This is a genomic window from Stenotrophomonas sp. TWI700, from assembly GCF_039673645.1.
In the GTDB taxonomy this organism is placed as follows: domain Bacteria; phylum Pseudomonadota; class Gammaproteobacteria; order Xanthomonadales; family Xanthomonadaceae; genus Stenotrophomonas; species Stenotrophomonas maltophilia_AA.
Window position 1 is genome coordinate 250881 of sequence record NZ_JBDJMB010000003.1, and the last position, 10232, is coordinate 261112.

Consider the following 10232-nt stretch of genomic DNA (forward strand, 5'->3'; position numbering starts at 1 on the left):
ACGGATGCTCAGATGCCGTCCGAGTGGCGGCGGGTCGGCAGCACGCGGTCAATGTGAACGTCGTTGCCCGTGCGTTGGTAGGCGATCAGATAGCGTCCATCGCGCGTTGCATACAGAAACGTGCCTTTGATGGCATCGAGGCGATACAAGGCCGCGCCATCCAAGGCATCACCTTCGCTCTCAATCGCATTGTCGCGCGCGAGGGCTGCGGCAAACAGGTGCGGATCCGGCAGCGTCACGGCGCGCTCGAAAGCCGAAACGAGTTGTCTCGCTCGATCCTCGATGGCCTGCCGGCCCCACGCCACTGTCATTCTTTGGACGAGTGGCGCTTCAATGCCGTTCGCAACTGGTCACCGAGCCGCGTTTTCAGCGCCTCCATGTGCAGGTGTGCTTCTGTGCTGGACAGTGGCGGGCGTGGATCCGCGCGCGCCTCGGCCACCGCTTCACGGATGCGCTCCAGATAGGCCGAGTCTTCATGCAGCTGTTTCAGTGCGCGTGCCCGATCCGGTCGTGAGCGGCGCAAGGGCTCGGCACCAGCCGTCGCCGTGGCGTCCACGCGATAGCGTGTGATCCCCAGCTGGGCCAGTACACGTGCGGCCGCGTGGACGCCGGAGAACATGCGGGGCGTCCCATCTTTGGTGGCCAACGCGCGTTCGCTGTTCTCCAAGGCGAAGGTGACGACATAGCCACCCGGTTCCGCGGTCACCGTCGTTTCGCGCAGACTGCCGGCTTCAGCGAGTTCCCGGGCAGTCGCCAGTCTGATCGTATCGACCACGCTCGACTCCCAATTAACTGTTATTTGGGAATCATACATGGGTTAAACCTCGCCTGCGGATGGACCTTCATCGTTGCGCGGAGTCCTTCGCCACGTCCAATTCAACCTCTTCATCGAAAGCGGATTCCCGCAATACCGTCTCAAACCACGGCGTTCTTGAACCGGTCGGCATGCTCCTTCGGCAGCACCTCGAGCAACCGCTGCCGCACCCGTTCGGCATAGCCGGTCGAGGTCAGCCCGGGCAGCGCCTCGAGGGCGGTGAGCAGCGCGGCCATGACCGCTTCATCGCTGCGCGACTGCTGCAGGGTTTGGAACAGCGCCGCCGCCTGCGGATGGCGCTGCAGTTCCAGGATGTCCAGCAGGTAGATGCGGGCGGCGACCAGCGAGCGGCGGCGTTCGGTCACCGGCACCGGTGCCACGGTCGGCATCATGCCAGCCGCGGGCGCGGCGGGCGCGACAACGGCGACCTCCGCGACCGCACGCGATACCAGGTACCCGCTCTGGATCAGCTGGATCACCATCGCCGGGGTTTCCGGTCCCACCAGCTGGCCGAGCTGGACCAGGTCACGCTGGCCGTCGCACAGGATCAACAGCCGGCGCTGGCGCATGTCCAGGGGCGCGCGGTGGGCCTGCAGGGCAGTGCGGGCGAGGTCGGTCTTCTGCGGTTGCATGGGGGCGGGGTCGATGCGGTGCAGGCCGAGCCTGAACGCGGCAGGTGAAACGCGGATGACAGCGATGCCGTGCATGTCGCCCACACGGCCCTCGCGCTAGGCTGCGCCCATTCAACGGGAGGATGCAGGCATGAAACAGCTGGGAAGCGTGATGGCACTGGGGATGGTGCTGGCCTTGGCGGCGTGCGGGCGCGCGCCGGAAACCCCGTCCAGCGATGCCGAGGCGGCCGTGCCTGCACCGGCGGCGGACACCGCACCCGCAGCGACCACCACGGCGGCACCGGGCACGGCAACGCAGGGACCGGCGCGCCTGGATGGCTACGGCCCCGTGGCGCTGGGCAGCACGCTGGACGAGGTGCGGGCGGCTTGGAAGGAACCCCTGCAGGGCGAGGTCGCCGACGACTACTGCCATGCGCTGCGGCCCGAAGGCGCGCAGGCCGGGGACGTGATCTTCATGATCGAAGGCAGGCGCCTGGTGCGCTATGACGTGCGCAATGATCGCATCGTCGCCCCGGGCGGCGGCAAGGTCGGCATGTCGCTCGGCCAGCTGCAGACGCTGTACCCGGACCGCGGCGACCTGACCCCGCACAAGTACGACGAGAAAGGCCACAACCTGCGCGTGCGCCCGGCGACCGAGGGCGGCGCACTGGTCAACTTCGAGATCAACGGCGATGGCAACGTCACCGCCTGGCGGGTCGGCAAGACCCCGCAGGTGGACTACGTCGAAGGCTGCTCCTGAGCCACCGGTACCGCCCCGGCCGCGACGCCGGGGCGGGCCTTCACCGTTGGGCGTGGGCTGGCCCTAGAATCGGCTCACATCTGTCACCGGGGAGCACCAGATGATCGCTGCCACTGTTTGGTTCGTACTGGGCCTGGTGCTGTTGGCACTGGGGGGCGATTCCATCGTCAAGGCCGCCTCCGGGCTGGCCCAGCGCTTCGGCGCCTCGCCCTTCGTGGCGGGGTTGCTGCTGGTCGCCTTCGGCACCTCGCTGCCCGAGCTGGTGGTCAACGCCCGGGCCTTCGTAGTCGGGGCGGAAGAGCTCGCGCTGGGCAACGCGGTGGGCAGCAACATCGTCAATGTCGGGCTGACCCTGGGCCTGGCGGCCCTGGCCGCGCCGCTGCTGGTCCGCGCGCGCCTGCTCTCGCCGCTGCTGGTGTGCCTTGCGGCCGCCAGCCTGCTGCTGATCCTGTTCGGCCTGGATGGGGTGATCGTGCGCTGGGAAGGGGCCGTGCTGCTGCTCGCCTTCGTCGCCCTGCTGGTGTTCCTGCTGCGCCGCGCGCGGGTGGAATCCGAGCCGGTGCGCGAGGCCATCGCCGGCTATGCGATGACCCGGACCGGGCTGTTTCTCAACCTTCTGCGACTGTCGTTCGCGGCGGTGTGCCTATACCTCGGCGCGCGCTGGATCGTACAAGCCGCACCGGTGTTCGGCGCCGGGCTGGGCTGGTCGCCGCTGCTGGTCGGCCTGCTGCCGGTGGCGATCGGCACCGCGCTGCCCGAGGTCGCTGCGGCGGTCGCTGCGGCACGCCGTGGCCAGGGCGACATGGTGCTGGGCCACGTGATCGGCTCGAGCCTGTTCAATCTGCTGGTGGTGGTCGGCGGCATGGCCGCGCTGCGTCCGCTGGCGCTGCCCGCATCGTTCGTGAAGCTGGAGCTGCCGGCAGCGATTGCCTTCGTGCTGGTGCTCTACCCGATGCTGCGCGGTGACCTGACGATCAGCCGGCGCGAAGGCGCGGTGCTGGTGGTGGCGTTCGTGGGTTGGATCGCGCTGGAGCTGGCGTTGATCGGCGGCGTGTGGGGTTGACGGCCAACCGTTGAAGCAGCCGGCCAGCCGCCGGCTCTACCGTTTCGCAGGCATGTTGCAGCCGGCCAGCGGCCGGCACTACAGCGGTGCGGACTTGTTCAAGCCGGCCAGCGGCCGGCTCTACTGGCTGTCGCGGGAAATGGGCGCCTTCGCATCATCGGCGTCGTCGTCGCGGCGCGGTTCCGGCGGCGGCAGCTGTTCTTCCTTGGCGGTCTTGTGGCCCGGCAGCTCCGGCCGGGTTTCCATCAGCAGCGACAGCGCGGCCTTGGCCATCATGTGCGCGCTGATCGGCGCGGTGATGAACAGGAACACGGTGATCAGCAGCTCGCGCGGCTGCGGGTCTTCGCCGAGGAAGATGTGATAGCAGACCGAACCCACCAGCACGCAGCCCACGCCCAGCGTGCTGGCCTTGGTCGGTGCATGCAGGCGCTTGAAGAACGTGGACAGCTTCACCAGGCCGAGCGCGCCGACCAGAATGAAGAAGCAGCCGAACAGCAGCAGGATCGACAGCACGATCTGGATGAAGGTGATCATTCGACGATGTCCCGGCGCAGCACGAACTTGCTGAGCACCACCGTACTGCCGAATCCGAGCATGGCGATGATCAGCGCGGCTTCGAAGTACACCGCCGAGTTGAGGTACATGCCGAACAGCATCAGCTCGGCGATGGCCGTCACCGACAAGGTGTCCAGGGCAAGGATGCGGTCGGGCACGGTCGGGCCGCGCAGCAGGCGCCAGGTGGCCAGCAGCATGGCCAGGCCGACCACGTGCATGCACACCACCATCGTGGTCTGGATGAACATATGTCCGGTCATGGGAAGATCTCCATCAGCGGGGCTTCGTAGCGGGATTTGATCTGCCGGATCAGCGCGTCCGGATCATCCAGGTGCAGCACGTGCACCAGCAGGTACCGGCGGTCATCCGACAGCGCGGCCGAGACCGTGCCCGGGGTCAGCGTGATCATGCTGGTCAGCGCGGCGATGCCGTGGATGTTGGCGATATCCAGCGGCAGCCAGATGAAGCCGGGGTGGATGCGGCGCTCCGGGCCCAGCACCTGGATCGCGACCCGGATGTTGGAGACCAGGATGTCCCACAGGGTCACGAACACCAGTTTGGGCAACGGCCTGAGCGAGCCGATCCGCGCGAACTCGCGGTCCAGCCGCGCCGCGAACAACGGCACCACCACGCCCAGGATCATGCCGAGCACGAACTGGCCCAGCGTGAAGCTGTCGGACATCAACAGCCAGAACGCCACCACCATCACGCTCAGCGAGGGCGAGGGCAGGATGCGCTTGTACAGGGAAGGCTTGCGCGTCATGGCTGGCGAATCTCCGGCGTGGTGGCGCGCAGTTCACCGACGTAGTCCTGCGGCTGCAGCAGCTGGGTGGCCATCGCATCGGTGTGCTGCATCAGCGGGCCGGCGAACACGCTCATCGCGATGCCATAGCTGAGCAGCAGCGCGGCGGCGAACAGTTCCACGGTGCGCGTGGGGGCCTTGCGCGGTTTGGGCGCGCCTTCTTCGACGACTGGTACGCGCCAGAACAGGCGGATGCCGCCCCGGGTCAGCCCGACGATCACCATCAGGCTGCTGCCCAGCACCGCGGCCCACACCGCCCAGGTGTACTGCGCGGGCATGCCGGCCAGCAGCGCGGCCTTGGCCAGGAAGCCGGACAACGGCGGCAGGCCGGCCACCGAGACGGCGCCGATCAGGAAGAGCACGGCAGGCGTTTCCTTGCCCGGCATCGGTGCGATGACTTCCTTGCGGTCGCTGGCGCCGCCACGACGGCGACGGATCAGGTCGGCAATGAGGAACAGCGCGGCGGCCACGAAGGTGCTGTGCGGCAGGTAGTACAGGCCGGCCGAGAGGACTTCCGGCGTGCGCACCGAGAACGCGATGAACAGCGTCGCCGCCGAGACCACCACCAAGTAGGAGATCAGCACGCGCAGGCGCGCCGCGGCAAGCACACCCAGGCCGCCCAGCACCAGCGTCGCCACGCCGGCCCAGAGCAGCCACTGGCTGCCGTAGCCGGCCATCGGGCCCGCGCCTTCGCCGAACCACAGCGTGCTGACCCGCAGCACGGCATAGAGGCCGACCTTGGTCATGATCGCGAACAGTGCGGCCACCGCGGCCGGTGCACGTGCATAGGCTTCCGGCAGCCACAGGTACAGCGGCATCAGCGCGGCCTTGCTGCAGAACACCAGCAGCAGCAGGCCCATGGTCGCCTTGACCAGGGTCAGGTGCGACGCCGGAACCTCGGCGATGCGCTGGGACAGTTCGGCCATGTTGAGCGAGCCCAGCGAGGCATACAGCAGGCCGAGCGCGATCAGGAACAGGGTCGAGGCGGTAACGTTGAACACCACGTAATGCAGGCCGATGCGCATGCGCAGGCCGCGCCCGCCGCTGAGCAGCAGGCCGTAGGAGGCGATCAGCATCACCTCGAAGAACACGAACAGGTTGAAGATGTCGCCGGTCAGGAACGCGCCGTTGAGGCCGACCAGCTGGAACTGGAACAACGCATGGAAGTGCGGCGCGCGCCGGTCCCAGCCCGAACAGGCATGCAGCAGGCAGGGGATGGCCAGCAGCAGCGTGGTCACCAGCATCCAGGCCGAGAGACGGTCGGCGACCAGCGCGATGCCCAGGCGCGAGGGCCAGTCGCCCAGCAGGTACACCGCGATGCTGCCGTCGGCGGTCTGCGCGAACAGCAGCGCGACAGCGGCGGCGAGTGCGGTCAGCGTGGTCCACGCCACCGTGCGCTGCACCTTCGGCCCATAGCGGCGGTGCTCGACGAACAGCGAGCAGGCCGCGCCGAACAGCGGAATCAGGATGGGCAGGATCACCGCATGGTTCATGCGCCGCCCTCCCGGCCCGGCGCGGTATCGGCGGGGAGTTCTTCCTCTTCGTGTGCGTCCACGTGATCGCTGTGGTTGTCGCTGCGGCTGCGCATCGCCAGCACGATGCTGACCGCGGTCATCGCGAACGCGATCACGATGGCGGTCAGCACCAGCGCCTGCGGCAGCGGATCGGTGTAGTTGCCCAGGTCGCTGTCGATGCCCTCACGCAGCACCGGCGCCTTGCCCTGGACCAGGCGGCCGCCGGCAAAGATCAGCAGGTTGGTCGCATACGAGAGGAAGGTCATGCCGAGGATCACATCGAAGCTGCGCGCGCGCAGCAACAGGTAGATGCCGATCGCGCTCAGCACGCCGATGGCGCTTGCCAGGGCCAGTTCCATCAGTGCATCTCCCCGGTTTTTGCCGAACGGCGGGTGGGATCGATCTCGCCTTTACGGGCGTTGCGGGTGCGCGAGGGCTTGACCGTGCCCATCATCGAGAGCATCAGCATCACGCCGCCGAACACCACCAGGTACACGCCGGTATCGAAGCCGATCGCACTGGCCAGCGGTACCTCGCCGATCAGCGGCAGGTGCAGGTCCAGGTGGCCGCTGGTCAGGAACGGCACGCCGAACAGCATCGAGGCGCAGCCACTGAGGATGGCGATCAGCAGGCCGGCACCGACGCAGCGGATGTAGTCGAAGCCGAAGCGCGATTCCACCGAGGTGGTGCCTTGGATGACGTACTGGATCAGCAGCGGCACGGCCAGCACCAGGCCGGCGACGAAGCCACCGCCGGGCGCGTTGTGGCCGCGCAGGAACAGGAAGATCGAGACGGTCACGGTGAGCGGGAACATGATCTGGGCCAGATCGGCCGGCACCGGCAGCTTGATCGGCGGGCCCTGCATGATCTGTTCCGGCGCCATCCGCGAGCGACGCAGCATGGCGTGCACCACCAGCGCGGCGATGCCGAACACGGTGATCTCGCCGAAGGTATCGAAGCCACGGAAGTCGACCAGGATCACGTTGACCACGTTCTGCCCATAGGCCTCCGGCAGCGCACGCGCGAGCAGCTCGCCGGCCATGGTGTTCGGCGGCAGGGTCATCGCGGTGTAGGCCATCGCGGCCAGGCCGCCACCGGCGACGATCGCGATCACCGCATCGCGCCGCTTTCGCCAGACCGACTTCTCCGGCGGCGACTGGCTCGGCAGGTAGTTCATGCCCAGCAGCATCAGCACCAGGGTGACCATCTCGACCAGCAGTTGGGTCAGCGCCAGGTCGGGCGCGGACAGGAACACGAAGGTCAGCGAGACCAGCAGGCCGACGCCGCCCACCACCAGCACTGCAAGCAGGCGCTGCCGGTAGACGAACAGCGCGCCCAGCGCACAGGCCATCATCACCAGCCACAGCGCCCAGCCCAGCAGCGGGATCGGCTGCGGCGAGGGCCAGTTGGGTGAAGCCGGGTTGGCCACGAACGGCGCGGCGGCGACGATGATCGCCACTACCACCAGCGCCATCAGCATGCGCTGCAGGCTGCCGTTGGCCAGGCCCTGGGTCAACCGGTGGGCGAAGCCGAACACCAGGTCGAGCTGCTTGTGGAAGATGTTGCGGCCGATGCTGCGGGTGACCACGGCATGCAGGTCGACCAGGCGGCGCAGGCCGAAGTACAGCACGATGCCACCGATCACGCCGGCCGCGCTCATCGCCAGCGGCATGTTGAAGCCGTGCCAGACCGAGAGACTGTAGGCCGGCATCGCCGGGCCCAGGATCGACGACGCGGCGGCATGCAGCACCGGCGCGATGGTGATCGCCGGCGCGACGCCGACGGCCACGCAGACCACCACCAGGATCTCCACCGGCACCTTCATGAAGCGCGGCGGTTCGTGCGGCACCCGGTCCAGGTCATGCGGGCCCTTGCCGAAGAAGGTGTCGTGCACGAAGCGCAGGCTGTAGGCCACGCCGAACACGCCGGCCAGCAATGCGGCGATCGTCATCGCGATGCGCATCGCCTCCGGTCCGGCGGTCAGCGCCTCGGCAAACAGCATTTCCTTGGACAGGAAGCCGTTGAGCAGCGGGATGCCGGCCATCGCCAGCGAGGCGATGATCGCCAGCGCGCTGGTGATCGGCATCAACCGGCGCAGGCCGCCCAGCTTGCGCATGTCGCGGGTGCCGGTTTCATGGTCGATGATGCCGGCGGCCATGAACAGCGAGGCCTTGAAGGTGGCGTGGTTGAGGATGTGGAAGACGCCGGCGACCACCGCCATCGGCGCGGACAGGCCGAACAGCATGGTGATCAGGCCCAGGTGGGAGATCGTCGAATAGGCGAGCAGCCCTTTCAGATCATGCTGGAAGATCGCGTTCCAGGCGCCGATCAGCAGGGTGATCGCCCCGATGCCGCTGACCGTATAGAAGAACAGATCGGTGCCGGCCAGCGCCGGATGCAACCGGGCCAGCAGGAACACGCCGGCTTTGACCATCGTCGCCGAGTGCAGGTAAGCCGAGACCGGCGTCGGCGCGGCCATCGCGTGCGGCAGCCAGAAGTGGAACGGGAACTGGGCGCTCTTGGTGAAGATGCCGGCCAGGACCAGCAACAGCGCATACGGGTACAGCGCACTGGCGCGGATCAGATCGCCGGCGGCGAGCACCGCATCCAGTTCGAAGCTGCCGACGATGCGGCCGATCAGCAGCACGCCGCCGAGCAGGGCCAGGCCACCACCGCCGGTGACCACCAGGGCCATCCGGGCGCCCTCGCGGGCGTCCTGGCGGTGCGACCAGAAGCCGATCAGCAGGAACGAGCTGATGCTGGTCATTTCCCAGAACACCATCAGCAGCAGCAGGTTGCCCGAGAGCACCATGCCGAGCATGGCGCCCATGAACAGCAGCAGGTAACAGTAGAAGCGGTGGGCGCTGTCGCGGGCACTCAGGTAGTAGTGGGCGTACATCACCACCAGCGCGCCGATCGCCAGCACCATGCCGGCGAACATCCAGGCCAGGCCGTCCAGGCGCAGCGAGAAGGCCAGCCCGATCTGCGGAATCCACTCCCCGTAGCTGCGGACGATCCCGCCGTCCATGATCGCCGGGGTCATCGTCGCCAACAGCGCCAGTCCTCCCAGCGGAGCGGCCGCGGCTACCCAGGCGGCCGTGGAGCGGGAGGTGCGGCGGAATGAAGCGACGGCCACTGCCATCAGGAAGGGCAGGGCGAGCAGCAGGAGCAGACTAGGATTCATGCAGGGAATGCGGGATTCACGAGCAGGTCGTTCAGTCTAACAGGCAGGCAATTGCTGCCGATACACCCGAATACGCCCTCAATTGCATCTAACGTGCACTGATTCATTTTTTCGGGGCGGCGCATGGCCCCATTCGGGTCCGTCGAAGGCCGTATGGAGGCCCGCCCTCGACTTTGCCGACTGTGGCCGCCCGGAGGCCATCGAAACGGGTCCGGAACCAGTCGTCGCAGGGGCTGCGGGACGGCCGGGATGTGCACGAAGATGAATGGTGACCGACGCTCGAAGGGCCACTGCGGACGATGCTGGACGGTCCGGCGTGGAGTGCCGGTGAGCGCGCCCGCTCGTTCAGGAAAAACAGGTCAGTAGCGCCAACCCATCCGGCGGTAGACCTTGGCCAGGACCCACAGCGGGCCGATCAGCAGATAGACCAGATCGGTCAGGAAGCTCGGCTTGCGGCCTTCGTGCTTGTGTCCGATGAACTGCGCGACCCAGGCGACGGCAAAGACTCCCAGGGCCAGCCAGAACAGGTTCACCAGCCCGATCTCGGCTTCCAGCAGGCGGCACACGCAGCCGCTGACGAAGAAGATCGCCAGCATGCCGTAGCCCAGCGTGCGCGAGAGGCGGTTGTAGAAACACCAGGCGGCGAACATCGCCAGGCCGGCCCAGATCCCGTTCTGGAACCAGGTGATCAGCGGCGGGAGGCACCACAGCAGGCCGATCACCGACCACAGGATCGCCGGGACGGCCACGATGTGGATGCGCTGGTTCAGCACATTGCGGTGATCGTCGGAATAGCTGGCGAAGTAGCGGTCGATCGGGCGTGCAAGCTGGGTGGCGGTCTGCATACTGCGTCGCTTCCTCGGACAACGGTAGTGGGGCCCGCAAGGCCCCACACCCACCAATAAACAAAAGGAAGGATTGAGCCCACC

The 10232-nt window shown here is 67.4% G+C and carries 12 protein-coding genes; 2 read left to right on the forward strand and 10 right to left on the reverse strand.

The features are described from left to right. Window positions 1–8: 8 nt before the first annotated feature. The 3 genes from ABE473_RS04580 to ABE473_RS04590 form a co-directional block, all read right to left on the reverse strand. Window positions 9–239 (reverse strand): hypothetical protein, encoded by a 231-nt coding sequence (locus tag ABE473_RS04580; protein WP_346488665.1) that lies wholly within the window; start codon window positions 237–239, stop codon window positions 9–11. A gap of 68 nt (window positions 240–307) precedes the next feature. Then, window positions 308–775 carry a hypothetical protein gene (locus ABE473_RS04585; RefSeq protein WP_346488666.1) on the reverse strand — a complete coding sequence of 156 codons (468 nt, stop codon included), beginning with the start codon at window positions 773–775 and terminating at the stop codon, window positions 308–310. A gap of 140 nt (window positions 776–915) precedes the next feature. Further along, on the reverse strand, window positions 916–1446 hold the full coding sequence (locus ABE473_RS04590) for a hypothetical protein (protein WP_346488667.1): 531 nt from the start codon (window positions 1444–1446) through the stop codon (window positions 916–918). 157 nt (window positions 1447–1603) lie between these two features. Between ABE473_RS04590 and ABE473_RS04595 the strand changes: the two genes are divergently transcribed. Further along, a complete protein-coding gene (locus tag ABE473_RS04595; protein WP_346488679.1) occupies window positions 1604–2185 on the forward strand; it encodes a hypothetical protein in 582 nt (193 codons plus the stop codon). Between the two features lie 100 nt (window positions 2186–2285). Next, complete coding sequence (locus ABE473_RS04600) at window positions 2286–3248, forward strand: sodium:calcium antiporter (protein ID WP_346488668.1); 963 nt, start codon at window positions 2286–2288, stop codon at window positions 3246–3248. Between the two features lie 120 nt (window positions 3249–3368). Here ABE473_RS04600 and ABE473_RS04605 read toward each other — a convergent pair whose 3' ends face one another. The 7 genes from ABE473_RS04605 to ABE473_RS04635 all read right to left on the reverse strand — a co-directional run bounded on the left by ABE473_RS04605 (window position 3369) and on the right by ABE473_RS04635 (window position 10148). Further along, window positions 3369–3782, reverse strand: a complete 414-nt coding sequence (locus tag ABE473_RS04605; protein WP_346477880.1) for a Na+/H+ antiporter subunit G — start codon at window positions 3780–3782, stop codon at window positions 3369–3371. Next, window positions 3779–4063: a K+/H+ antiporter subunit F gene (locus tag ABE473_RS04610; protein WP_019185292.1), complete on the reverse strand. Its 285-nt coding sequence runs from the start codon at window positions 4061–4063 to the stop codon at window positions 3779–3781. Before ABE473_RS04610 ends, ABE473_RS04605 begins: the two co-directional genes overlap by 4 nt. Next, on the reverse strand, window positions 4060–4566 hold the full coding sequence (locus tag ABE473_RS04615) for a Na+/H+ antiporter subunit E (protein WP_346488669.1): 507 nt from the start codon (window positions 4564–4566) through the stop codon (window positions 4060–4062). The genes ABE473_RS04610 and ABE473_RS04615 overlap by 4 nt, the downstream gene beginning before the upstream one ends. After that, window positions 4563–6098, reverse strand: coding sequence for a monovalent cation/H+ antiporter subunit D (locus ABE473_RS04620; protein WP_123729955.1), 1536 nt, complete (start codon window positions 6096–6098; stop codon window positions 4563–4565). Before ABE473_RS04620 ends, ABE473_RS04615 begins: the two co-directional genes overlap by 4 nt. After that, on the reverse strand, window positions 6095–6478 hold the full coding sequence (locus ABE473_RS04625) for a Na+/H+ antiporter subunit C (protein WP_019185295.1): 384 nt from the start codon (window positions 6476–6478) through the stop codon (window positions 6095–6097). The genes ABE473_RS04620 and ABE473_RS04625 overlap by 4 nt, the downstream gene beginning before the upstream one ends. Next, the gene (locus tag ABE473_RS04630) at window positions 6478–9303 is read right to left on the reverse strand and encodes a monovalent cation/H+ antiporter subunit A (RefSeq protein ID WP_346488670.1); all 2826 of its coding nucleotides are present in this window, start codon (window positions 9301–9303) and stop codon (window positions 6478–6480) included. The genes ABE473_RS04625 and ABE473_RS04630 overlap by 1 nt, the downstream gene beginning before the upstream one ends. A gap of 359 nt (window positions 9304–9662) precedes the next feature. Beyond that, the gene (locus tag ABE473_RS04635) at window positions 9663–10148 is read right to left on the reverse strand and encodes an Mpo1-like protein (RefSeq protein ID WP_346488671.1); all 486 of its coding nucleotides are present in this window, start codon (window positions 10146–10148) and stop codon (window positions 9663–9665) included. Between the last annotated feature and the right edge of the window lie 84 nt (window positions 10149–10232).